The following is a 24799-nucleotide window of genomic DNA, read 5'->3' on the forward strand; positions in this document are numbered from 1 at the left end:
CCGTTGGTGATGTGGCGACGCGCATCGGTTAGTACGACGCTTTTCCCATGCCTGACACGGCGGCTCTGGCCAACAGGGGAGCGATCATCATGGGCGTGCAGCCTCTCGATCCACAGGGATTTTCGACGCACCGGATCAACCGGCTGCGGCATGACTTCGACAAGCATCCGCTGTTCCAGCTGCCGGAGCTTGCGCGGCTGGCGAAGGAGCTGATGCCGCGGGAGCAGTGCCGCTTCGTCAAGCCGGGCATGACCCAGGCCTCGGCCTTCCGCCATGACGCACGACATCCCGACGGGAGAGACATCGACGAGGTGTTCGCGCGGATCGAAGAGACCGGCTCGTGGATCGCGCTCTACAACGTCGAAGCGATACCCCGCTATCGCGCCCTGCTGGAATCCATCATCGACGGGGTCCGCTCGACGATCGAGCGCGAGCAGCCGGGCATCTTTCAACGTCACGGGTTTCATCTTCATCTCGGCGCCACCCTCGGTGACGCCATTCCACATCGATCGCGAAAACAATTTCTGGCTCCAACTGCATGGCCGGAAAGTATTGAGCGTCTGGGAACCTTCCGATCGTGAGGCGGTGACAGCCGCCCATGTCGAAGACTTCATCGTCAGCCATACGCTACGCGACGTCAGGCTCAAGGATTCCTCGCGCGCATCGAGCCATGAGTTCGACAGCGGCCCCGGCCACGGTGTGTACTTTCCGACCACCTCGCCGCACATGACCCACACCACCACGGACTGGGCCGCACCGGGCAATGGTGTGTCGGTCTCCGTCGGCGTCACCTTCTACACCCGACACACCGTGCATCTTGCACGTGTGCATCAGTTCAATCGCGTCTGTCGCAAATACCTGCACGTCACGCCGACCTACCCCGGCGTGTCGCCGCTAAGCGATGCCATCAAGGCACCGCTCGGCCTCGCCTTCGCGATCGGTCGGCAATGGGCCTTGCGCGCCCTGACCTTCTGGCATGGCGTGAAAGCGCATAAGCGTCCCGACGAGGGATGGCTGGGTGAGAAGGCCCCGCCCGGCTCGTACTGAATCAGCGCCGCGCACATGACAATTGAACCCGGGATTCCCCTGGGTTCAACGTCCCGTTGCCTGCGATTCATTTAGACGAAATGAAAACGAAACCAACGTGGGATCTTGAGGCGGATTAAATTCACGCTATTGCGAACGCGTTCCGTAACGTCTTGAAAAGACGACATGCCCCCGACGACATGCTTCGCACACACCTACGATTTCCCCTGGAAAAACGGTCTCTACCGTAATTCCCAGCGCGTGTGTTAATTGCTTGTATACACCCGATGATGATGAAAGACTCGATAGCAGACGAGGCCTTCCCCTACTAACGACCTCGTTATTTCTAGCGCCGTTTAGCCACCTGACCACCGTGTCGGGCGAGCTCACTTTGCCTTAAATAAGCTCAAGGGTCGTCATCATGAAACGTAATAAACTCGCGTGCGCTCTGGCCGCGTTTCTCCTCACTCCTGTCGCCAGTACCGCGTGGGCGCAGTCGACCAGCAATGACGCCGCTCCGCAGGAGACCCCTGCCGCGCCCAGCACGCTGCAGACCATCACGGTGACTGGCTCGGCAATTCCGCGTATCGATACCGAAACCGCTTCGCCGGTGACGACCATCTCCGCCAAGGACATCGCTCGTAGCGGTTACACCACGATTTCCGATGTGGTCCGTTCGATATCGGCCGATAACAGCGGCTCGATTCCGAACAGCTTCACCAACGGTTTTGCCGCGGGCTCGTCCGGTGTCGCCCTGCGCGGCCTGACGGTCAATTCCACCCTCGTGCTGATCGACGGGCACCGTGCCGCCAACTACGCGGTAGCCGATGATGGTCAGCGTTCCTTCGTCGATCTGAATACGATCCCGCTCGCCGCGGTCGACCGTATCGAAGTGCTGAAGGACGGCGCCTCGTCGCTGTACGGTGCCGACGCAATCGCCGGTGTCGTGAACGTGATCCTCAAGCCTGGCTATCAAGGCATGGAGGCCACCGCGGACGTGGGCAACTCGGCGCACGGTGGCGGCTTCACTCGCAAGGCGACCTTCCTTGCGGGCGGTGGCGATCTGAACAAGGACGGTTACAACGCCTACTTCAGTGCCCAGTACCAGGAAGACAACGCCATCAGCGCGGGCGACCGTGGCTTCCCGTACAACACGGCGGATCTGAGCGGCATCGGTGGCGCCAATCTGCAGACCGGCCAGCCGGCGAACGGCTCCGGTTCGATCTATGGTTCGGTAACGCCGGGCACCCTGGGCACGCCCGGCGATGTCACCACCGGCGTGCCGAACACCGGTGCGACCGCCAGCCTGCTGACCGGCGGTTGCGGTCCCAAAGGCAAGCTCACCAACGACAGCTCGGGCACCTACTGCCAGCAAAACACCGTGGCGCAGTACGACCAGATCCAGGCCAAAATGAAGGAAGGCGGCGTCTACGGCCGCTTCACCGTGAAGATCAACGATACGACCAAGGCGTACGTGTCGCTCAGCTACATGGAGACGAAGACCGATACGGTCACCACGCCGGCGCAGATCCAGGGATCGACGCCGAACAACACCAATAACATCGCGCTGCCTGCCTATCTGAGCAACGGCAGCCTCAACCCGAATAACCCTTACGCAGCCAGCGGCCAGGCTGCGCTGATCAACTATGCGTTCGGTGACATTCCCCGCGGTGGCACGTACGACAACCACAACCTTCGCATCGTCGGCGATGTCGCCGGTACCTGGGGTGAGTGGAACTACGACGCGGCACTGGTGCTCAATCACACCAGCCTCGATACCCAGCTCTACGGTTACCTGACGTACGCGGGCCTGATCAACGCGGTCAATACCGGCAGCTACAACTTCCTCAACCCCTCCTCCAATAGCGCCGCCGTACGTAATGCCCTCGCGCCGGGCTACAACAAGACCTCGACCTCGGATCTCGATGCCATCGACCTGGCGGCCAATCGCACGCTGTTCGACCTTCCCGGTGGTGCGCTCGGCATGGCGGCCGGCATACAGCTACGCCACGAAGCACAGAACGACCCGACACTGAATCCCGACAACGAGTTCCAGGGTCTGGGCAATGCGCAGACCAAGGGCAGCCGCGACGTCGAGGGCGCCTATCTCGAATTCGATGCACCGTTGCTGGATTCGCTCGAGGCGGACCTGTCCGGCCGCGTCGATCACTATTCGGATATCGGTACCGAGTTCGCGCCCAAGCTGGGCCTGAAATGGAAGGCATTCGATTGGCTGGCTGTGCGCGGCACCTTCTCGAAGGGCGTGCGTGCGCCGAGCTTCTCCGAGAATGGCTCCAGCTCCAATGAAGGCTTTGTCACCTACAACCCGCCCGCATCCTTCGCGGCGGAGCATGGCAATAACGGCTATGTACAGGCGTACCAGCTGGCCCAGTTCACCGATGCCAACAAGAACATCAAGCCGGAGCGGGCGAAGAGTTACACGCTGGGCATCGTGCTGCAGCCGACGACCTGGTTGAATGCATCCTTCGACTACTATCACATCAAGAAAACCGATGTGATCACGTCGACCGACGCCGGTTCGATCCTGGACGCTTATTACGCAGGCCAACCCCTGCCCGCGGGCACCCAGGTCATCGCCGACAAACCCGATCCGCTCAATCCCACCGCCTTGGCTCGCCCGATCGAAGTGATTGGCAGCTATATCAATGCCAATTCGCTGAAGACCAACGGCCTCGATGTCGATCTGCAGGCGCACTTCACCTTCGACAACGGTATCCAGTACATATCCGACTTCAGCGGTACGGACATCTTCACCTGGAAGCTGACCCTTCCCGATGGCACGGTGGAATCGTTCGCGGGCACGCACGGGCCGTATAACCTGTCGTCGGGCGCCGGTACGCCGCGTTATCGCGAGTCGTGGTCGAATACGATGATCTGGAACAACCTCACCGTGACCGGCACGTTCTATCACACCAGCGGGATGACCAACACGGCGCCGGACGTGTATGGTAGCGATTGCATTCCAGACGGCTATTCCAGCTGCCGCGTCGGCTCGTTCACCGAGTTCAACCTCACCAGCAGCTTCCAGTTCACGCCGAAGATCGCCGTGACCGCGTCGATCATGAACGCGTTCGATCGCAAGGCGCCGCTGGACGTGGCCAACTACGCCGGCAACAACTACAACCCGACCTACGCCCAGGACGGCGCTATCGGCCGGTTCTTCAACCTGGGCGTCAAGGTCAAGCTGTAGTCAGCGCCCGAAGGAGTCAGCGCCGGAAGCAGCCGATGGCGTGGTCGTCGACGATGCCTACGGCCTGCATCCAGGCGTAAGTGATGGTCGGACCGACAAACTTGAAACCGCGCTTCTTGAGGTCTTTCGAGATCGTTACCGACAAAGGTGTCTGCGCGTGCACGGTACGTCCGTCGCCGCGCAGCACCTTGCCGTCGGTGAACGACCAGCAATAGGCATCGAAGCTTTCGCCGCGTGCTTTCATCTCTTCATAGACGCGTGCGCCGTTGATCGTGGCCTCGATCTTCGCGCGCGAGCGGATGATGCCCGGATCGTCGAGGAGGCGCAGGATGTCCTTCTCGGTGAAACGCGCGACCCTGGCCGGTTCGAATCCCTTGAAGGCCTTGCGGAAGGTTTCGCGTTTACGCAGGACGGTGATCCAGGCTAGCCCCGCCTGGAAGCCTTCCAGCATCAATTGCTCCCACAGCATCCGTGAATCGTGCAGCGGCACGCCCCACTCCGTGTCGTGGTAGTCGGTGTATAGCGGATCGCTGCCAGCCCATGCGCAGCGCTTGATGTCCTTGCTCATCGATCGTTCCCGGATGCGTTCACAGCTGGGCATGATGCGTGGTTCCGAGGCGACGCGCCATCCGTTGCAGCGCCGCCCGAAACGTTGCCGCATCCTGTGTCGCACGGGATAGCAGGAGGGCGCCCTGAATACCCAGCACCGTGTCCTCGGCCTGCTCGCGAGCTTCCCCCTCCTCACGCCCCAGCCGGACCAGGGCCGAAGCCAGCGCGTCGATCCAGCGGACGAAGTAGCCGGAGATCGCCGCGGCGAATCGGTCGCGAGTCTCGTCCAGCGCAAACGCACCGACCAGACACACGCGGCCACCCGACTGGAAGTAGGCGTCCACATCCCGCCACATGGCGGCGAGGGCCGCCTCCGGCTCGCCCTCGCGCAACGCCACGAAGACATGCTGCTCGAACCAGTCGTCCACGTCGGCCAGGACAGCCGCCGCCATCTCTTCCTTCCCACCCGGAAAGAAGTGATAGAGGCTGCCCTTGCCCAGCCCGGTGCGCTCGGTGATCCGGCTCATGCTTGCGCCGTCGTACCCGAGTTCACGGAAGGCCTCGGCAACCAACGGGATGACGTCGGCGCGCTCGAATACGGCACGCGCCATCAGAGGCCCAGGTCGGACAGACCGGGGTGATCGTCCGGACGACGTCCCTGCGGCCAATGGAACTTGCGCTCGCTTTCGGCGATGGGCAGATCGTTGATACAGGCGTAGCGATGGTGCATTTCGCCCTTGGCATCGAACTCCCAGTTCTCGTTGCCGTAGGAACGGAACCAGTTGCCGCTGTCGTCATGCCACTCGTAGGCGAAGCGCACGGCGATACGGTCGCCGGTGAAGGCCCAGAGCTCCTTGATCAGCCGGTATTCCTGTTCCTTCTTCCACTTGCGGGTCAGGAAGGCGATGACCTCGTCACGGCCGCTTGCGAACTCGGCACGATTCCGCCACTGGGTGTCGACCGTGTACGCGAGGGCGACCTTGGCCGGGTCGCGACTGTTCCAGCCATCTTCGGCCAGACGGACTTTCTGCACGGCGGATTCATGGGTGAACGGAGGAACGGGCGCGGCCATCGGAGGCACTCCTGCGGGTTAGGAGTCGCCAGTGTACCGATCGGTACACTGGCGCGCTTGGCGCATCTTGTCGCAGCGAGCGGTGGCAATCTCGTCAGGAAAAATGTCCGTCGCCGTCCTGGGTCCAGCCCGCCTCGGCCCGCATGTGCTCGGGCGTGGCGAACAGGTGGCGGTGACGCGAGGGCTGCGACCGCAGGTACTGCTTCGGGGGATGCTGGATCTGCCCACCCAGCTGCGCCGCCGCATGCCACGGCCAGTGCGGGTCGTAGAGCACCGTCCGCGCCAGGGCGATCATGTCGGCATCGCCGGTGGCGACGATCGCCTCGGCCTGCTCGGCCTCGGTGATCAGGCCCACCGCGACCACGGGCATCTTCACCGCCGCCTTGACCGCGCGGGCGAAAGGCACCTGGTAGCTGGGGCCGACCGGGATCTTCTGCGCGGCATCGAGGCCGCCCGTGGAGACATGGATGGCGTCGCAACCGTGATCTTCGAGAGCGCGGGCGAAGACGATCGTCTGTTCCAGATCCCAACCACCCTCGACCCAGTCGGTCGCCGACACGCGCATCGTGACGGGACGATCGGTCGGGAACGCGGCACGAACGGCGTCGAACACCTCGAGCGGGAAGCGCATGCGGTTTTCCAGCGAACCGCCGTACTCGTCGGTACGCTGGTTCGAGATCGGCGAGAGGAACTGATGCAGCAGGTAGCCATGCGCCCCGTGCAACTGGACGACATCGATATCCAGCCGCGCGGCACGCACCGCGGCGGCGGCGAAGGCGTCGCGGATTCGGGTAAGGCCTTCGCGATCCAGCGCGGTCGGCGGCACGTAGTCGTCGAGGAAGGCGATGGCGGACGGCGCCTCGGTCTGCCAGCCGTGAACGTCGTCCGGCGCCAGCTGCGCACCACCGACCCAGGGCGTGTCGGTGGATGCTTTGCGCCCTGCGTGGTTGAGCTGGATGGCGATGGGCACGTTCGACCACTTGCGCACGCCTTCCAGCGTCCGCCGCATCGCCGCTTCCGTCTCGTCGTCGTACAGGCCGACATCGGCCCAGGTGATGCGCCCTTCAGGCAGCACACCCGTGGCTTCGATGGTGACCAGGGACGCGCCCGAGTTGGCGAGCTGGCCCAGATGCATCAGGTGCCAGTCGTTCATCCGGCCATGCTCGGCCGAGTACTGGCACATCGGCGCGATCACGATCCGGTTGCTCAGGTCGAGGTTGCGTACGCGGATCGGTTTGAACAGCGCGGGTTGCGCCATGAAGGTGTCTCCTCGGGTACCACGTGGGGAATGAAGCTTGATACCTGTGGTGGGGTGTCGGTTGCTTGAAGAAAAGGTCGCTCAGGCGTTGCCGGGCAGCGGCGCATCCGGCGATACGAGACCCTGCTGACGCATCTCGCGCCAGAAGTCGACGGGAATGACAGCCTTCAGCGCGGCGTGGTCTTCGGCGATACGCGAGGGCTTGCTTGCGCCGGGGATCACTGCCGCGACAGCCGGATGCGCCAGGGCGAACTGCACGGCAGCCGCCTTCACCGGGACCTCGTGCTTGGCGGCCAGGGCCTTGATCCGGTCGACGCGCGCGATGATCTCCGGCGACGCCGCCTGGTATTCGAAGTTAGCGCCACCGGCGAGGATGCCCGAGCTGTACGGACCGCCGACGACGATATCGACGCCCCGCTCAGCCGCGGCCGGCATCAGGCGCTGGAGGGCGTGGGCGTGATCGAGCAGCGTGTAGCGTCCCGCCAGAAGCGTCGCATCCGGACGGGCGTTGCTGAGGCCCAGCAGGATTTCCACCGGCTCGGTCTTGTTCACACCCAGGCCCCAGCCCTTGATGACGCCTTCGTCGCGCATGCGATCGAGCGCACGGAACGCGCCGGTACGAGCCGTCTCGAACATGGCCAGCCACTCGTCGCCGTAGAAATCCTGTGCGATGTCGTGCACCCAGACAAAGTCGATGTGCCCGACATTCATGCGCTTCAGGCTGTCTTCGATCGACTGGTACGTGCCTTTTTCCGAGTAATCGTTGATGACCTTGTTCGGACGGCCGTGGGCGAACACGCCTCCCTTCTCGCCGAACTCCCGGGCGCCGGTTTCCACTTCGTCGAGGACGATGCGGCCGACCTTGGTGCTCAAGGTGTACTCGTCGCGCGGGTGGTTCGCCAGGATCTTGCCCAGGCGGATCTCGGCGAGGCCGGCGCCATAGAACGGGGCGGTGTCGAAGAAGCGCGTGCCTTGCGCCCAGGCGGCCTCGACCGTCGCGGCGGCCTCGTCCTCGGGGATGTCGCGGAACATGTTGCCCAGCGGGGCGGTACCGAAGCCCAGCGGGCCGGCCAGAAGCTTGTCGCGGATGGTCATGATCGATGTCTCCAGATGAAGGGGGGGGAGCCGTGGCGGCCGATTCGTTCCGTGTCATCACGAATGTGACTCGGGGCAAATCCGCACAGGAGGCCACTAGCTGGCCTCACCTCGGCTTATGACGAGTAATATGAAACCCGGGAGTGCCGGCGGCAAGACGGGTACGGCTATCGACACTCATGCTTTCAATTCACGAATAGGTGGCGGCATGGATAACCGGGCGGGCGAGATGGAAGCCTTCATGCGCGTCGTGCAGGCGGGCAGCTTTGCCGGCGCCGCGCGGAGTTTCGGCCTCTCGCCCTCGGCGATCAGCAAACTGGTGGCCCGGCTGGAAAGCCGCCTCGGTACACGCCTGATCGTGCGCACCACACGCACCTTGCAACTCACCTCCGAGGGCGAAACCTATTACGCACGGGCGTTACGCGTCTTGGCTGACATTGACGAGACCGAGCGCCTCGTCGCGCACGGCGGTGCCGCGCCGCCGTCCGGAAAGCTGCGGGTAAACGCCTCGGTGTCGTTCGGCGTGTGGAAGATCGTCCCCCTCATTCCCGAATTCCTCGCCGCCTACCCACTGGTCGAGCTTGACCTGTCGCTCAACGACAGCATCGTCGACCTGGTGGAAGACCGCGCCGACGTCGCGATCCGTGTCGGCGTGCTGCCCGACTCCGGCCTGAAGGCGCGCAAGATCAGCGAGGCGGGGCACGTCGTGTTTGCCTCTCCGGCCTATCTGGAACGACGTGGCACGCCGGCCAGCCCCGACGACCTGGCCGCGCACAATTGCCTGGTCTTCAATCTGGCCCGCTCGTTCAATGCCTGGCCCTTCCTCGATCCCGCCACCGGGAAGAGCCGATCCGTGCCGGTCAGCGGTAACTTCCAGGCCAACAACGGCGAGACGCTGCGGCGCATGGCTGTCGACGGCCTGGGGATCGGCCGGCTATCGTCGTATCACGTGGACAGGGACATCGCCGCCGGTCGGCTGGTGCCCATCCTCGAGGACTTCAATGCCGGCGAGCGCCAGGTGACGCATGCCGTGTTTGTCGGTCATGAGCATCTGGCCACGCGCATACGGGCGTTCGTGGATTTTCTCGCCGAGCGGGTGCCGGCCTCGGAGGATTGGTTCCGGCGGGATTGAGCACGTTGGCTCACACCACCTTTTTCACCCGCGTTTCGCTGGCCGATAGCGGGCGTCCTTCGCTGGTACGCGGCGTCATGAGCGGCACCGGCCTGCCCGTGCCGATGTCGATGAGGCGGGAGTATTTCTCGCCGCGCGTGAAGAGATGCTTTTCACCCCACTGGCGCAGTGCCACGACGATGGGGAACAGGTTTTCCCCGCTCGGCGTGAGCACGTAGGCCTGGTACGCGCTGCCATCGGCCGCGGGCTGACTGAGCAGGATGCCGGCATCGACCAGTTTGCGCAGACGATCGGTCAGGATGTTGCGAGCCACGCCCAGCTCGCGCTGGAAGTCCCCGAAACGACTGACACCATCGAACGCCTCGCGGACGATCAGCAAGGACCAGCGATCGCCGATGACATCGAGCGCCCGCCCTACGGGGCAGGTCCGATCGTTATCGATAAGGTTCGTGGTCATGGAAGATCCTTCGGCTCTTTATTACTTAAGTTGCATTTTGCAACCACACTGCCTACCCTTCAACTAGTTTTGATTTGCAACCAGTGTGAAGGAAGAGCCATGCCTGCTGCCCTGCCCCGCGGCCTCGTTGCGCTATTTGCCTGCGCGAGTGGACTGAGCGTCGCCAACGTCTATTACGCGCAACCGCTGCTGGATGCGCTGGCGAACGACTTCGCGATCCCCCGCGCCGCGATCGGCGCCGTCGTGCTGGCCACACAGCTGGGTTCCGCGCTGGCCTTGCTATTACTCGTACCGTTGGGCGATCTGTGGAACCGTCGCCGATTGATGCTGGCCCAGTCCGTCCTGCTAGCCGTCGTCCTGACCGGCATCAGCCTCTCCACGGCGCCGATGGCGCTACTCGTCGGGATGCTTGGCGCCGGCCTGCTGGGTACGGCCATGACCCAGGGACTGATCGCGTACGCGGCCAGCGCCGCCGGCCCGGAGGAGCGCGGTCGTGTCGTCGGCGCCGCGCAGTCGGGTGTCTTCGTCGGCCTGTTGCTGGCCCGTGTTCTTGCCGGCGGCATCAGTGACCTCGCGGGCTGGCGCGCGGTCTATGCCAGTTCGGCGATGGCCATGTTGGTTCTCGCCACCATGCTCTGGAGAGCGTTGCCTCGTCTGCCCGCCGCTGCCCAACCGATGAACTACCTGCGCTTGCTTGGCTCGATGTTCGACCTGCTGCGCAGCGAACGCGTGCTCCGGGTTCGCGGCACCCTCGCCATGCTCATGTTCGCCGCGCTCAACGTCTTCTGGAGCGCCCTGGTCCTGCCACTGAGCGGTCCGCCCTTCGGTTACTCCCATACCGCGATCGGCGCGTTCGGGTTGGTGGGCGCCCTCGGCGCACTCGCCGCCGCCCGCGCGGGCCGGTGGGCGGACCAGGGGCTCGGTCAACGCACGACGGCGGTCGCACTTGTCCTGCTACTCGCCGCATGGGGGCCGCTGGCCCTGATGGGCACCTCGATCGCGGCCCTCCTGCTCGGCATCGTGCTGCTCGATCTCGGCGCGCAGGCCATTCATGTCACTAACCAGAGCATGATCTTCACAAGACGGCCCGACGCCCACAGTCGTATGGTCGGTGTATACATGCTGTTTTATGCAACCGGCAGCGGCCTGGGCGCGATGGCGACAACCACGGTCTACGCGACCGCCAGATGGACGGGCGTCTGCCTGCTGGGCGCCGCCGTCAGCCTCGCTGCCTTTGCCTTCTGGATCGCAACACTCGAACGAGGAACACCGCGTGTCCGAACAACCTGCACCCTCCCCGACGGATAGCCATACCGACTCGGTCATCGTCGCCTGCCCCGTCGACGCCGCGCTCAACCGCGTGCCGCGGGACAGGTTGGGACAAGACCCGAAATGCGGCACGTGTCATAACGCACTCTTTCCGGGCAAGGCCGTCGAGATGACTGCGGCGAATTTCGAACGCCACACGGCGAAGAGCGAGCTACCTGTCGTCATCGACTTCTGGGCGGCATGGTGTGGCCCCTGCCGTACGATGAGCCCGAACTTCGAAGCGGCGGCGAAAGTACTCGAGCCACGCGTTCGCATGGCCAAGCTCGATACCGAGGCCATGCCGGAGATGTCCGCCCGTTACGGCATCCGTAGTATTCCGACCATGATCATGGTCCACAAGGGTCGCGAGATCGCCCGCACCTCGGGCGCCATGCCGACGCAGGCCATCGTGCAGTGGATCGGTAATACGCTTGCGCAGGCTCGCCTCGGCTGATCTCTCCCTTGCCGATCATTCTCCCATCGTCACGTAAACTTCCTGCCATGACTTCGCAACGCATTCTTCTACAGACCACCATCGAACCCACGGCCGACGACTGGAGCATCGCGCGCTTCTCATTGCTGCGCGAGGTTCTCGGGCGGGCACGGGCCGCCGATGGCGAGCCGCTTTACGACATTGTGGCGCGGGATCGCGGGGCTCCGCCAGGCGTGTCCGATCCCGTCCTGGCGACGCTCGACAGCAGTGATTTCGACCAGCTTTGGCTATTCGCCGTGGATGTTGGCGACGGCCTCAACGATGAGGAACGCACGGCGATCGACCGCTTCCGCCAGCGCGGCGGTGGCCTGCTCGTCGCGCGCGACCACATGGATCTCGGCTGCTCGGTGTGTGACCTGCAGGGCATCGGCAAGGCGCATCACTTCCATACGCATAATCCCGATCCGGATGTGTCGCGTCGCGTTGTCGATGACCCGTACACCACCGCGATCCTCTGGCCGAATTTCCACTCGGGTGCCAACGGCGACTTCCAGAAAATCGAGCCGGTAGGCGACGTGCATCCGATCCTGGCCGATCCCGACTCCCCGGGCCGCGCCTTGCGCTACCTGCCCTCCCATCCGCACGAAGGCGATGTGACGGCGCCGGCTGGCGATGCCAGTGCTCGCGTGATCGCGACGGGGAAGAGTGAGGTGACCGGTGCGCCGTTTGCGATTGCGGTTGCCTTCGAGCCGCAACCTGATGGCATGGGCCCCGCCGTGGCGCAATCGACGTTTCATCACTTTGCCGATTACAACTGGGATCCGGATCATGGGAAGCCGAGTTTTGTCAGTGAGGCGCCGGGTGGGACGTTGCGCGTGACGCCTGAGGCGAAGCGGTCGACGGAGCTTTATGTGGCGAATCTGGCGCGGTGGTTGGGGACGGGGGCGCGATAGTGCTCCCGACCATCGGCGTCAGGTCGATGCGCGAAACGCTTCTTCCATGCTTGCTTGCTCCCTACTCGGAATCCCAAGTCGATTCGCCAAAGCCCGCCACTGCGCCACAACGGATCGCTGGCGCCGAATGATCTGATCGGCGTCGTCTTGTGAAACGCGGAAATAAGGAGCGACCGATCGCACGAGATCCAGGTCCATCGCGTTATCGAACTCACTGATGTTCAACTTCAGGCCGTGGGCGCCGGTGACGGGATTCATGTCATACGCCGGCGACAACCCCCACCCGCGCCCCGGATGTAAAAGGAATCCATGATTCCGCAGATGATCGTCGGTATTCGAAACCATCAGGTTGAACACGATCCGCGACCAGAGCTCGCGCAGATCGGCATCGGTCGACGATCCTTCGTTCATCAAGACTCTTGCGAGTTCAAGGTAGCTGACGCCACTCGATGCATCATCCCCATCGACATGGCCCGTGAGTGTCATGGCCGAAGCGAAATGCAACCGCGAGCCTGCCACGGTTCGATCGAAACGCTTTACCAGGAACGTGTGGTGCTGCCCGTTGAACCGGCGTACCAGCGCTTCGGACACGGTCAGGCCGCAGGCGCCAGCGAGCGTATGAACGACCATTTCCCACGCCCCGACATCATGTTCGTCTCGGACGCTGGGGAACTTGGCTATCCAGAGGGCACCCTCAGGATCGACGACGCTAGCCTTCGGGCGCGCACCTCCGAGGGATCCGCCAGGTGCAATCAGCAGGCGCAGCCACTCGTCCGCGCGTGGGGATGTGTTCTGATCGTCGTCTTCGAGCGCAAGACTCGCCGCTTCCAAGGCACGCAACTGCACGAACGGTGGCGCAGCCATGCCGTGTTGATCGTCAAGAAAGGGACCTTCGTCATTTAGTCGGAACCGAAGCGCACCCACGCGGTAGCTATCGTGAACGCCCAACAGGTAGTCCGACTCATATAGACGCCGTCTCGGGTCCTGACGCCCCGCCCTCTGCTCACGTTCCAGTCGACGACGCATGAGCATTCTTCCCCATCGGTCGGGGCTGGCGTCAGCGAATAGTCCGAACGATCCCTGGTTCTGCGCCGGATACTGTCGGCCCGCGTATAAGCCGAGCCGTGGATCCAATCGCGGATTCACCAGTTGGGGCTCGTCGAGCGCCGCGGCGTCGAATTCGAACTCGAACACCTCACGCCCATTCGTCCGATGCGAATGAAGACGACCGAGGTGTCGGGGACCACGTGATCTGTCCCAGTCCGTGTACACGGCAATGACATCATCGGCCATGGCTCAGCCCTCTTCGCGCGCGGCGAACGGGACGATCAGCGAGATCAGGTCCTTCGAAGTGACGAATTCCTCGCCTTGGGGGGACTCGATCTTGGCGGCGTACGAGGCACGCGGTTCGTTTACCGACGCAGGCGCCGGCGGCTCTACCCGGCGATATCGGTCGTGGCCGGGACTGGGCAAGGTCGCCCCCGATGACCGGCGCGTCAGGGAGGCATCCTGAATGGCTCTCCCTGTGACATCGGTCGTCGCCACAAGATCCAGATCCTGCTCCAGACCCAGCACCTGCATGACGGACAGATAGGCACCGACCGTAACGCCCGGGCTTCCCCGCTCAAGGCTCCTGAGTGTGACGACGGTCATCCCCGCCCGCTCGGCCACTTGCTTTGCCGTGAGATGACGCCGCTGCCGCGCAAGACGCAAGCGCTCACCGAATTGCTGCAGGCGCAGTTCGCTCGAAGGGAGGAGATGAGAGGTCTTGTTAGCCATAATGACATTATTCAATCACTTTCCACGGGAAAATGAAAGAATAATGTCACTGCGATCATTCTCATCCGTCCCTGGCGAGCCGGCTCATTGGAAAAACAATATCCAGCTGCGCTGGCGCCGACGAGGCTGGGCCTGGAGAACGACGTGACGGGCGTGGCTTGCATGTCCCGTCATGTCGGAATCGACACGCGGGTGGGCTCAATCACTCCCACTCAATCGTCGCCGGCGGCTTTCCCGAGATGTCATAAACCACACGAGAAATACCACGCAACTCATTGATAATACGAGTTGAACACGTATCGAGGAAGTCATACGGCAGGTGCGCCCAATGCGCCGTCATGAAGTCGATCGTCTCGACCGCACGCAGCGCGATCACCCACTCGTAGGCCCGACCGTCGCCGACCACGCCCACCGACTTCACCGGCAGGAACACGGCGAATGCCTGGCTGACGCGGTCGTACAGACCATGCTTGCGCAGCTCTTCGATAAAGATCGCATCGGCGCGCTGCAGCAGGTCGACGTATTCTTCCTTCACTTCGCCGAGCACGCGCACGCCCAAACCCGGACCCGGGAACGGGTGGCGGTAGACCATGTCGCGCGGCAGGCCGAGCTCGACGCCGATGCGGCGGACTTCGTCCTTGAACAGCTCGCGCAGCGGCTCGACCAGCTTGAGCTTCATGTGCTCCGGCAGGCCGCCGACGTTGTGGTGACTCTTGATGACGTGGGCCTTGCCCGTCTTGCTACCCGCTGACTCGATGACGTCCGGGTAGATCGTGCCCTGGGCCAGCCACTTCACGCCTTCGAGCTTGGCGGATTCTTCGTCGAAGATCTCGATGAACAGGCGGCCGATGACCTTGCGCTTGGCTTCCGGGTCCTCGACGCCAGCGAGCTCGTCGAAATAGCGTTGGCGCGCGTCGACGCGGATGACATGGACGCCCATGTGCTCGGCCATGGTGGCCATGACCTGGTCGCCTTCCTGGTAACGCAGCAGGCCGGTGTCGACGAAGACGCAGGTGAGCTGGTCGCCGATGGCCTTCTCGAGCAGCGCGGCGACGACGGACGAATCCACGCCGCCGCTGAGGCCGAGGAGCACACGGTCACTGCCGACCTGCTCGCGCACGCGGGCGACGGCGTCTTCAATGATGTGGGCGGCATCCCACAGCGTGGCGGAGCCGGCGATGTCGACGACGAAGCGGCGCAGCAGCTCCATGCCACGCTTGGTGTGAGTCACTTCCGGATGGAACTGCACGCCGTAGAAGCGGCGCTCGTCGTCCGCCATGGCGGCCAGCGGCAGGCTCGACGTCGAAGCGGTCGCCGTGAAGCCGTCGGGCATCGCGGTCACGCGGTCGCCGTGGGACATCCACACGCCCAGCGCCTCGCCGTCCTCGACGACGCTGTCGAACAGCGCGCAGCTGCCAAACGTAATCGTGGCCGGACCGAATTCGCGGTGGTGACCGGCTTCAACCTTGCCGCCGAGCTGCTCGGCCATGGTCTGCATGCCGTAGCAGATGCCCAGCACCGGCACGCCAAGCTCGAAGACCAGCTGCGGTGCGCGCGGGGATTCGTCCTCGGTGACCGACTCGGGGCCGCCGGAGAGGATCACGCCACGCGGGTTGAAGCCACGGATCTCGTCGGGCGCATGGTCCCAGGCCCAGACCTCGCAGTAGACACCGATCTCGCGGATACGGCGGGCGATCAGCTGCGTGTACTGCGAACCGAAGTCGAGGATGAGGATCTTGTCGCTGTGGATGTCGGTCATCGGGGCAGCCTGCAGTTCGAAAGTCTGAAAAAGCAGAACGCCCACTTGTGGCGGGCGTCCTGGGTCACCTGAAGCGAGCGCCTTAGGCGTCGGTCAGGCGGTAGTTCGGTGCTTCCTTCGTGATCTGGATGTCGTGCGGATGCGCTTCGCGCACGCCGGCACCGGTCACCTTCACGAACTGGGCCTTCTCGTGGATCTCGTCGATATTGGCCGCGCCCATGTATCCCATGGAAGCGCGCAGGCCGCCCATCATCTGGTGGATGATGTTGCGAATCGGGCCGCGATACGGCACGCGACCTTCGATGCCTTCCGGCACGAGCTTGTCGGCGTCGGCCTCGTCCTGGAAGTAGCGATCCTTGGAGCCGAGCTGCATGGCACCGATGGAACCCATGCCACGGTAGCTCTTGTACGAGCGACCCTGGAACAGCTCGACCTCACCCGGCGCCTCTTCGGTACCAGCGAACATCGAGCCGAGCATGACCGAGGACGCACCGGCGGCGAGGGCCTTGGGGATGTCGCCCGAGTAGCGGATGCCGCCATCGGCGATCAGCGGGATCTCGCCCTTCAAGGCCGTAGCGACCAGGTCGATCGAGGTGATCTGCGGCACGCCGATACCGGTGACGATACGGGTGGTGCAGATGGAACCGGGACCGACACCGACCTTGACCGCGTCGACACCGGCGTCGAGCAGCGCACGCGCCGCCTCGCCCGTAACGATGTTGCCGGCGATGACCTGGACCTGCGGATAATGCTTTTTGACCCAGCCCGCACGGTCGATGACGGCCTGCGAGTGGCCATGGGCGGTGTCGACCACGATCACGTCCACGCCGGCATCGACCAGCGCTTCGATACGCTGCTCGGTGTCGCCGCCGACGCCGACCGCCGCACCGACCACCAGGCGCTCGTGCGAGTCCTTGGCGGCGTTGGGGTTGTCGCGGGCTTTCTGGATGTCCTTGACCGTGATGAGGCCGCGGAGCTGGAAACCGTCGTTGACGACGAGGACCTTCTCGATGCGGTTGCGGTGCAGCAGTTCCAGCACTTCGTCGTGCGACGCGCCTTCCTTCACCGTGATGAGGCGGTCTTCCCGGGTCATGATGTTGCGGACCGGGTCGTCGTGCTTGCGCTCGAAGCGCAGGTCGCGGCTGGTGACGATGCCGACGAGCTTTTCGCCGTCGACCACCGGCACGCCGGAGATGTTGTGTGCGCGGGTCAGCGCCATGACATCGCCGATCGACGTATCCGGGCGGACCGTGATCGGGCTGCGGATGACGCCGGCTTCGAACTTCTTCACCAGACGCACTTCGGCGGCCTGGAGCAGCGGGGTCATGTTCTTGTGGATGATGCCGATGCCGCCGTTCTGCGCCATGGTGATGGCGAGGCGAGCCTCGGTCACGGTGTCCATGGCAGCGGACACGATGGGGATATTCAGGCGAAGACCGCGCGTGAAGCGCGTCGAGGTGTCCACGTCGCGAGGCATGACCGTGGAGTGGCCGGGTACCAGAAACACGTCGTCGTAAGTGAGTGCCTCAGCAAGGATGCGCATGAGCATTAGTCCCGCGAGTAAATCGCGGCATTATACCGTGCGTTGCAACAAAGTGACATAAGGGAAATGTGGGAGGTCAGGCGTCGATCGCCTCGGCGGCCTCGAGCGTGTTTTCCATCAACGTAGCGACGGTCATCGGCCCCACGCCACCCGGCACCGGCGTGATCCACGACGCCCGCTCCGCCGCGGGTGCGAACTCGACATCGCCTACCAGCCGGCCATCCTCGAGCCGGTTGATGCCGACGTCGATCACCACGGCGCCCGGCTTGACCCACTCGCCCTTGACCAGGCCCGGCTTGCCGGCGGCCACCACGAGGATGTCTGCCTGGCCGACGAAGCCTTCGAGATTCTGCGTGAACTTATGACAGCAAGTGACTGTACAACCGGCAATAAGTAGCTCAAGTGCGAGCGGCCGGCCAACATGATTGGACACGCCGACGATGACCGCGTGCCGGCCCCGCACCGGGTGATCGGTGTGGCCAAGCAAGGTCATGACGCCCTTGGGTGTGCACGGACGCAGGCCGAAACGGCGCAGCGCAAGGCGACCCACATTCACCGCCTGGAAGCCATCGACGTCCTTACCCGGATCGATCCGGTCGACCAGCGCGTCTTCATCGATATGGCCGGGCAACGGCGACTGCACCAGGATGCCGTGGACGGCGGGGTCGGCATTGAGCTGGTCGATGAGCGCGATCAGCTCTTCCTGCGTGGTCGTTGCCGGCAGGTCGTAGGCAAACGACTCGAAGCCGACCTGCTGGCAGGCCTTGCGCTTGTTCTTTACGTAGACGGCCGATGCCGGGTCTTCCCCCACGAGCACGACGGCGAGACCGGGCTTTCGACGACCCTCGGCAACGCGTTTGGCGACGCAACGCCCGATATGCTCGAGCAGTTCGTGGGCGATGCGCTTACCGTCGAGGATACGTGCCGTCATGGAGGATTCGCCCTACGGAAACGACACATTATCGCTGCAAAGCACCATGCGTAGATAGTCGGGGCGCGCATACTCCCTGCATGACTCTCGATACCGTTCCCTACCCGCACGACCTCACCGACGGCGTCCTCAGCCTGCGTGCCCATCGCATGGGGGACGCCCCCTCGCTGGCCGACGCCGTACGCGAATCGGTGGCGACGGTGGGCCGCTGGCAGGACTGGTGCACGGCGACCTACGACGACGCCGCGGCCGAAAGCTGGATCGGACTCTGTCGACAGACCTGGCTCCTCGGCGACGGCTTCGAGATGCTCATCGTCGACGCAAACACCGACGCTATTCTCGGCGGCATGGGGATCAACCATCTCAACCGCGAGCACCGCTTCGCCAACCTCGGGTACTGGGTGAGAGAGTCAGCCCAAGGTACTGGTATTGCAGGACATTGTGGCCTAATGGCAGCGCGATTTGCCTTCGAAACCGTCGGCCTGTCGCGTTTGGAGATCGTCGCGGCCCACGACAACCTTCCAAGCCGAAAAACGGCTGAACGAATCGGAGGCAAGTTCGAAGGAATATTGCGTAACCGATTGGTGGTCAACGGATCATCGGTTGACGCCGCGATGTATTCACTCGTTCCGGACGACCTACTCTAGCGACCTGGACGTCCGCCGCCGACGCGGTGGCGCCAGCCATTAGCCCGCGGCGGCACACATCCGCTCGAGATCGACGTAACCCGTAAACCGGGCCTCGCTCCCGCAGCCCGGGCACGCCGGATCGCGCTTCAGGGTCAACTCCCGGAAGCGCATGCCGAGGGCGTCGTAAGTCAGGAGACGCCCCACCAACGGGTGGCCGATACCCAGGATGAGCTTCATCGCCTCGGTCGCCTGGACGAGCCCGACCAGACCAGGCAAGACACCGAGCACACCGGCTTCGCTACAGTTGGGGGCGTCCGCAGCTGCCGGCGGTTCGGGGAACAGGCAGCGATAACACGGCGAGTCCTCGCGACGCGGATCGAAGACGCTCGCCTGGCCGGTGAATCGCTCGATCGCCGCATAGACCATCGGGATGCCGAGCTGTCGCGTCGCTGCGGCCAGGAGATAGCGGGTCGCGAAGTTGTCGGCCCCGTCGATCACCACGTCGTGATCGCGGATCAAGGCCTCGACATTGTCAGCGCGGAGACGGTCGACCACCGTGTGCACGCGGATCCGCGGATTCAGGGCGGAGAGCGTCATCCGCGCGGATTCGGCCTTGCTCATGCCGACGCGCGCATCGGCATGCACCACCTGGCGATGGAGATTGGAGCGCTCGACACGATCGTCGTCGATCACGGTGAGCTGACCGACGCCGGCGGCCGCAAGGTAGAGCAAGGCCGGCGCGCCCAGCCCACCGGCCCCGATCACCACCACGCGCGCCTGGGTCAGTTTGCCCTGCCCGGCTTCGCCCACCTGGGGCAGCAGGACCTGGCGGGCATAGCGCTCGGCGGCATCGGCATCCAGCGAGCCGGCGACAACAGGCAGACCGGCGACCTTCCAGGCAGCCATGCCACCAGTGACGGATGCAACGTCCCGGTAGCCCATGCGCTGAAGGCTTTCGGCAGCCAGCAAGGAACGCTGGCCACTGCCGCAGAGAAGGAGGATGCGGCGGTCGCGATCGGGCTCGGACTGCTCGATACGTAGCTCGAGGAAGCCGCGGGAGAGGCCGAGCGCGCCAACCGGCATGCCGCTGGCTCGTTCGTTGTCCTCGCGCACATCGATGAGCAAGGCGCCGCCTGCCTGCCGGACGAACGCCTCGGCGGCGGCGACTTCAGGAACGCGCAGGCGCAAGTCAGCCAGCCAGCGTTCCCGATCCAGACCTTCAGACATGCGAGGCTCCACAACGAGGGCGACGCTTACTTTTCGCGTCGTTTCGCGTTACGAATCATGCGCTGGCGTTTCTGCTGCTGGCTGTCCGAAAGGACGTTCTTCTTGCCAGCGTACGGATTTTCACCGTCGCGGAAATCGATGCGGATCGGCGTGCCTTCCAGCTTGTACCGCTTGCGGAAGAACCCTTCCAGGTAACGACGATACGCCGGCGCGATGTGCTTGGTACGGCTGCCGTGGATGATGATCGTCGGCGGATTGTTGCCACCGGGATGCGCGTAGCGCAGCTTCGGCGCGTGACCACGAACCAGCGGCGGCTGATAGGCCTCGTAGGCTTTCTCGAGCGTGCGCGTCAGGTCACTGGAGGTGATGACCTTGGTCGCGGCCGCGTGTGCGCGAACCACGGCCTTCATCAGCTCGCTGAGGCCGGAGCCGTGCAGCGCGGAAATGAACACGGTCTTCGCCCACTCGACGAAGGCCAGGCGGCGACCGAGCGCGGCCATGCACTGGTCGCGGGCGTACTTGTCCATGCCGTCCCACTTGTTGACGGCAATGACCAGCGCGCGCCCTTCTTCCATGGCGCCACCGATGAGGGTGAGATCCTGATCGGCGAGATTCTCGCGCGCATCGATCATCACGACCGTCACCTGTGACGCAGCAATGGACTGCAACGTCTTGATAACGCTGAACTTTTCTACAGCCTCTTCGACACGGGCACGGCGACGGACGCCCGCCGTGTCGATCAGGGTGAAGCGCTTGCCGTCACGCTCGAGCGGGACCCGAATCGGATCGCGCGTCGTGCCGGCCACGTCGGACACGATGAGGCGTTCCTCACCGAGCAGGCGATTGATCAGGGTGGACTTGCCCGCGTTCGGGCGGCCCACGATGGCGACACGGATACCCTGGTCGGCGAGACCGGGATCGTCGTCGCGCTCGTCGGGCAGATGCGTGAGTGCGCGCTCGACCAGCACGTCGACGCCGCGGTTGTGCGCGGCCGACATCGGCAGCGTTTCAGCGATACCAAAGGAGGCGAACTCGCCGAGCGCCGTCGGCTCGTCGACACCGTCGGTCTTGTTGACCACGACGATGACCGGCTTACCGCTGCGACGCAGCTCGGTGAGGATGGTCGCGTCCTGCGGCAGCACGCCGTCACGCGCATCGACGACGAAGACCAGCAGGTGGGCTTCCTCGATGGCGAGGCGCACCTGGGTCGCTGTGAGACCTTCGATACCTTCATCGCTGCCCGACAGACCACCCGTGTCCACGACCACAAAGGGCCGCGGACCAAGACGACAGACACCGTAGTGTCTGTCACGAGTGACGCCGGGCATATCGGCGACGAGGGCGTCCCTGCTACGCGTCAGCGCGTTATAGAGGGTCGACTTACCGACATTGGGGCGGCCGACCAGGGCGACGACGGGCAACATGGGAGGGGCAGTATTCCTGTGGATCAGTTCGTCGGGATGCGGTAGGCGCCGATATGGCCCTCGACATCTTCGACATAAACGATGTCACCCACCACGACGGGCTGGGAACGAATGGCTTTGCTGGACAGACGCTCGCGGGCAACGATCTTGCCGTTGCTGCCGTCGATCCAGTGAATGTGACCGTCGAGATCGCCGACGACCGCGTACTTGCCCTGCGCCGCAGGACCGGTGAGCCAACGGTACTTGAGGTCGGCGAGCTTCCAGATGTTGGCACCGCTCGACTTGTCGAAGGCGAACACCTGGGACTCGTCGTCCACGCCGTAGATCGAGTTCTCGTGCACCTCCAGCGAGGTGAACGTCGAGAAGCCGTGGTTCCACAGCGGGCGACCGCTGGGGCCGTCGATCGCGGTCAGCTGACCGTGATAGGCGGCACCGTACAAGGTGGCACCGTCGAGGACGAGCGCGCCGTCGGCGTCGCTCAGGCGATCGATCTCGGTACGGCCTTCGCCGGTGGCGAGGGTCTGTTCCCAGAGCTTTTCGCCGTTGTCGAGGCGGATGGCGGTGAGCTTGCCGGCATCGGTACCCATGAACACGACACCGTTGGCGACGAGCAGGCGACCGTTACCACGCAGGCTCAGGAGCGGCACCACGGCCTGATCGTAGGCCCAGCGACGCTCGCCGGAGGCGGCATCGATACCGTAGACACGACCGTCGTTGCAGCGGACCACGACGACATCGCCGACGATGACCGGTGCCGTGATGACTTCCGAGGAAACCTCGGCCGCCCAACGGCGCTCACCGTCCTTCGCGTTGATACCGTAGAGATGGCCATCCAGCGTACCGATGGCGACCAGGTCACCCGACGCGCCGGGACCACCCGAGAAACGGGCGTCTTCGCGCTTGTCGTCGCCCCAGCCGAACCAGCCGTGCTGACGGATGCTCTTGGACCACAGCTTCTTGCCGGTCGTGGCCTCGAAGGCCGCGATCTTGCCGTCGGTGCTGGCGGCGTACAGCACGCCGTCCGACACCACCGGGCGCATGCGCACGCCGGATTCGGCCGCACCATCACCGATGCTGGACTTCCACAGGCGCTCGACCTTGACGGTCGGCACGAACTTCTTGTCGAGCGGGGTCGGCGGTTCGACGTTTTCCTTCTTGAACGAATGGCAGCCGGCCAGTACGACCAGCGACGAAGTCAACGCGATTGCCCAAAAACGTTTCATGCACCCTGCTTCCCGGCCACTGCCAGATCATCGAGCTTCGTTTGAACCACACCGCGCTGCGGTGCGCTGTCGCCCATCGCGGCGATCGCCGCCTGATAGGCTTTGCGTGCGTCGTCGTGGCGTCCAAGCTTGACCAGCGCATCGCCACGGAGTTCCTGTGCGATCGCAGCGAACGACTTGCCCTTCATGGCGTCGACCGTCGCGATGGCTTCTTCTGCCTTGCCCTGGGCGAACTTCAGCTGCGCAATGCGCAGCTCGACCAGGGATTGAAGCGTTTCGTCCTTGGCATGGGCCTTGGCCCATTCCAGATCACCACCGACCTTGTCCAGCTGGCCTGCGAGCAGGTTGCGCTGGGCACGTTCACCGGCGGCGAAGACCGCCCATGCGGTATCCGAGTAATCCTTCAACAGGCCCTCGGTACGCACGTCGATTTCGTTGGTCTTGTTCTGGGCAACGGCAGCCTGCAGCGCCGAATACTCGCCAGCGGCCGCCTGCTCGTGACCGGCGCGGTGCGATTTCCACTGCTGCCAGCCGAAGATCAGCACCAGGCCAAGCACGATGCCCACGAGGATGGACACACCATTCTTGCGAAGCCACTGCTGGACTCGTTCGCCCTGCTCGTAATCGTCGTATACGTCGAAAGACATGCAATCACCCACTGCGCTCCGCGCAGCCAAACTTTGGAGGGAACGAGCCCACACCGGCCATCGGCGATGGAGCGGCATGGATCAATAGGTAAGGATAACCGAAAGCGCGGGCCGGCGGGCCCGCGCGAACACGTTAGAGCCAGGGGAACCGGTCAGTAGGAGACCGGTGCCGCCTTGCCGTCGTGGATATCGACGCGGAAGCGCGCCACATTGGCACGGCGGAAGGTGTCGATCTCCACCGGCTGGCCGTCGATCGTGGCCTGGGCACCCGCGGCGTTGCCGATGCGGACGTCGAGCGTCTTGTCGCTGCGATAGGACTTCTGCGTGCCGGCCGGCAGGATGCCGTATTCCAGGCGCGAGCCGTCCGATGCCGTGACCTCGACCCAGCTGGCCGACGGCAGGCTGAGCGTGAGGCCGTGGGCGCCGACGCCATTGGCCGCTTCTGCCGCCGGCGAAGGCGCTGCCGCCGACGCCAGGGGTGCCTTGGACGCGCTGTGATCCAAGGGCGGGAACATCGCCATCGAGGCCAGCAGCGGCTGCTGGTCCTCGGTATGCGTCTCGGGTGCTGGTGCCGGCTTGCTCTCCGTCGTGGCGACGAGGGCACTCGACGAGGCCGGTGCCGGCGCATCCTGCTGGGCCACCGGGGCGGCATCCAGCGGGGCGAGACGCGCCATGTCGCGGTCGAGCGTGCCGCGCACGCCCAGCCATACCATCGGAACCACGATGACGGCGGTCAGCACGACATAGGTCGCCGCAGTCACGTAACGCTCGAGCAGGTAGCGCGAATGCGACACGCCGCCAGTAACGACCAGATCGGGCTGGCGCGGCGTCATGCGGGCGAGCTCGACCTGGATCGCGTCCTCGTCGACACCGACATAACGGCCGTACTTGGTCAGGTAGCCTGCCAGGTACACCTGATAGTCGATGCCGCCGTACTCACCGGCTTCGAGCTGGCGAATCAGGCGCGTCGGCAGGCGAAGCGCCTGACCGCAGGCCTCGACGGTATAGCCCCGCGCTTCGCGGGCCGCACGGAGGCGCGCCCCGAAACCCGGGTCCGCCGACACATGATTGATGAGCACGCGACCGGCTTCGTCGGTGCTTGCCTCGGTCTGCGGGTCCATGGCTTCCTCCCTGGGTGCATGT

At 64.2% G+C, this 24799-nt stretch carries 23 protein-coding genes and 1 pseudogene; 8 read left to right on the forward strand and 16 right to left on the reverse strand.

What is annotated here, in order from left to right:
- Positions 1-47: 47 nt before the first annotated feature.
- The 3 genes from BJI69_RS18765 to BJI69_RS18775 all read left to right on the forward strand — a co-directional run bounded on the left by BJI69_RS18765 (position 48) and on the right by BJI69_RS18775 (position 4237).
- The gene (locus BJI69_RS18765; RefSeq protein ID WP_053057354.1) at positions 48-581 is read left to right on the forward strand and encodes a hypothetical protein; all 534 of its coding nucleotides are present in this window, start codon (positions 48-50) and stop codon (positions 579-581) included.
- Positions 553-1047 carry a hypothetical protein gene (locus tag BJI69_RS18770; RefSeq protein WP_052767326.1) on the forward strand — a complete coding sequence of 165 codons (495 nt, stop codon included), beginning with the start codon at positions 553-555 and terminating at the stop codon, positions 1045-1047. Before BJI69_RS18765 ends, BJI69_RS18770 begins: the two co-directional genes overlap by 29 nt.
- 400 nt (positions 1048-1447) lie before the next feature.
- On the forward strand, positions 1448-4237 hold the full coding sequence (locus BJI69_RS18775; protein ID WP_046969072.1) for a TonB-dependent receptor domain-containing protein: 2790 nt from the start codon (positions 1448-1450) through the stop codon (positions 4235-4237).
- A gap of 16 nt (positions 4238-4253) precedes the next feature.
- Here BJI69_RS18775 and BJI69_RS18780 read toward each other — a convergent pair whose 3' ends face one another.
- From BJI69_RS18780 to BJI69_RS18800, 5 genes and pseudogenes are all read right to left on the reverse strand, one after another.
- The gene (locus BJI69_RS18780) at positions 4254-4805 is read right to left on the reverse strand and encodes a DNA-3-methyladenine glycosylase I (RefSeq protein WP_046969071.1); all 552 of its coding nucleotides are present in this window, start codon (positions 4803-4805) and stop codon (positions 4254-4256) included.
- Between the two features lie 19 nt (positions 4806-4824).
- Entirely contained in the window at positions 4825-5397 is a 573-nt protein-coding gene (locus tag BJI69_RS18785) for a TetR/AcrR family transcriptional regulator (RefSeq protein ID WP_046969070.1), read from the reverse strand.
- Complete coding sequence (locus BJI69_RS18790) at positions 5397-5858, reverse strand: nuclear transport factor 2 family protein (protein ID WP_046969069.1); 462 nt, start codon at positions 5856-5858, stop codon at positions 5397-5399. Before BJI69_RS18790 ends, BJI69_RS18785 begins: the two co-directional genes overlap by 1 nt.
- Positions 5859-6012: 154 nt before the next feature.
- Positions 6013-7116: pseudogene (locus BJI69_RS18795) on the reverse strand (NADH:flavin oxidoreductase/NADH oxidase); the annotation flags it as partial.
- An 81-nt stretch (positions 7117-7197) separates the two neighbouring features.
- Positions 7198-8211: an aldo/keto reductase gene (locus BJI69_RS18800; protein WP_046969067.1), complete on the reverse strand. Its 1014-nt coding sequence runs from the start codon at positions 8209-8211 to the stop codon at positions 7198-7200.
- A gap of 241 nt (positions 8212-8452) precedes the next feature.
- Between BJI69_RS18800 and BJI69_RS18805 the strand changes: the two genes are divergently transcribed.
- Positions 8453-9343, forward strand: a complete 891-nt coding sequence (locus BJI69_RS18805; protein ID WP_244890695.1) for a LysR family transcriptional regulator — start codon at positions 8453-8455, stop codon at positions 9341-9343.
- 10 nt (positions 9344-9353) lie between these two features.
- Here the strand turns inward: BJI69_RS18805 and BJI69_RS18810 are convergent, their stop codons facing one another.
- A complete protein-coding gene (locus tag BJI69_RS18810; RefSeq protein WP_046969065.1) occupies positions 9354-9800 on the reverse strand; it encodes a winged helix-turn-helix transcriptional regulator in 447 nt (148 codons plus the stop codon).
- 99 nt (positions 9801-9899) lie between these two features.
- Here BJI69_RS18810 and BJI69_RS18815 point away from each other — a divergent pair, with 99 nt between their 5' ends.
- The 3 genes from BJI69_RS18815 to BJI69_RS18825 are packed head-to-tail and all read left to right on the forward strand — an operon-like array spanning position 9900 to position 12494.
- A complete protein-coding gene (locus BJI69_RS18815) occupies positions 9900-11108 on the forward strand; it encodes an MFS transporter (protein WP_046969064.1) in 1209 nt (402 codons plus the stop codon).
- Positions 11074-11562, forward strand: coding sequence for a thioredoxin TrxC (trxC, locus tag BJI69_RS18820; RefSeq protein ID WP_046969063.1), 489 nt, complete (start codon positions 11074-11076; stop codon positions 11560-11562). The genes BJI69_RS18815 and trxC overlap by 35 nt, the downstream gene beginning before the upstream one ends.
- Positions 11563-11609: 47 nt before the next feature.
- Entirely contained in the window at positions 11610-12494 is an 885-nt protein-coding gene (locus BJI69_RS18825; RefSeq protein ID WP_046969062.1) for a hypothetical protein, read from the forward strand.
- An 18-nt stretch (positions 12495-12512) separates the two neighbouring features.
- On the opposite strand, the gene BJI69_RS18830 is transcribed toward BJI69_RS18825, so the two are convergent.
- The 5 genes from BJI69_RS18830 to folD form a co-directional block, all read right to left on the reverse strand.
- Complete coding sequence (locus tag BJI69_RS18830; protein WP_219811405.1) at positions 12513-13688, reverse strand: type II toxin-antitoxin system HipA family toxin; 1176 nt, start codon at positions 13686-13688, stop codon at positions 12513-12515.
- Between the two features lie 102 nt (positions 13689-13790).
- Complete coding sequence (locus tag BJI69_RS18835; protein ID WP_219811406.1) at positions 13791-14288, reverse strand: helix-turn-helix domain-containing protein; 498 nt, start codon at positions 14286-14288, stop codon at positions 13791-13793.
- 187 nt (positions 14289-14475) lie between these two features.
- Positions 14476-16032, reverse strand: coding sequence for a glutamine-hydrolyzing GMP synthase (gene guaA, locus BJI69_RS18840; protein WP_046969089.1), 1557 nt, complete (start codon positions 16030-16032; stop codon positions 14476-14478).
- 82 nt (positions 16033-16114) lie between these two features.
- On the reverse strand, positions 16115-17575 hold the full coding sequence (gene guaB / locus BJI69_RS18845; protein WP_046969088.1) for an IMP dehydrogenase: 1461 nt from the start codon (positions 17573-17575) through the stop codon (positions 16115-16117).
- 76 nt (positions 17576-17651) lie between these two features.
- A complete protein-coding gene (folD, locus tag BJI69_RS18850) occupies positions 17652-18506 on the reverse strand; it encodes a bifunctional methylenetetrahydrofolate dehydrogenase/methenyltetrahydrofolate cyclohydrolase FolD (RefSeq protein ID WP_046969059.1) in 855 nt (284 codons plus the stop codon).
- Between the two features lie 80 nt (positions 18507-18586).
- On the opposite strand from folD, the gene BJI69_RS18855 reads away from it, so the two are divergent.
- Positions 18587-19153, forward strand: coding sequence for a GNAT family N-acetyltransferase (locus BJI69_RS18855; protein ID WP_046969058.1), 567 nt, complete (start codon positions 18587-18589; stop codon positions 19151-19153).
- A 39-nt stretch (positions 19154-19192) separates the two neighbouring features.
- On the opposite strand, the gene moeB is transcribed toward BJI69_RS18855, so the two are convergent.
- The 5 genes from moeB to BJI69_RS18880 form a co-directional block, all read right to left on the reverse strand.
- The gene (gene moeB, locus BJI69_RS18860; protein WP_046969057.1) at positions 19193-20362 is read right to left on the reverse strand and encodes a molybdopterin-synthase adenylyltransferase MoeB; all 1170 of its coding nucleotides are present in this window, start codon (positions 20360-20362) and stop codon (positions 19193-19195) included.
- A gap of 26 nt (positions 20363-20388) precedes the next feature.
- Positions 20389-21786, reverse strand: a complete 1398-nt coding sequence (gene der, locus BJI69_RS18865) for a ribosome biogenesis GTPase Der (protein ID WP_046969056.1) — start codon at positions 21784-21786, stop codon at positions 20389-20391.
- 23 nt (positions 21787-21809) lie between these two features.
- On the reverse strand, positions 21810-23009 hold the full coding sequence (gene bamB, locus BJI69_RS18870; RefSeq protein ID WP_046969055.1) for an outer membrane protein assembly factor BamB: 1200 nt from the start codon (positions 23007-23009) through the stop codon (positions 21810-21812).
- A complete protein-coding gene (locus BJI69_RS18875) occupies positions 23006-23656 on the reverse strand; it encodes a YfgM family protein (RefSeq protein ID WP_046969054.1) in 651 nt (216 codons plus the stop codon). The genes bamB and BJI69_RS18875 overlap by 4 nt, the downstream gene beginning before the upstream one ends.
- A 152-nt stretch (positions 23657-23808) precedes the next feature.
- Positions 23809-24777, reverse strand: a complete 969-nt coding sequence (locus BJI69_RS18880; protein ID WP_078023339.1) for a helix-turn-helix domain-containing protein — start codon at positions 24775-24777, stop codon at positions 23809-23811.
- Positions 24778-24799: the final 22 nt, after the last annotated feature.

This window comes from Luteibacter rhizovicinus DSM 16549, from assembly GCF_001887595.1.
In the GTDB taxonomy this organism is placed as follows: Bacteria; Pseudomonadota; Gammaproteobacteria; order Xanthomonadales; family Rhodanobacteraceae; genus Luteibacter; species Luteibacter rhizovicinus.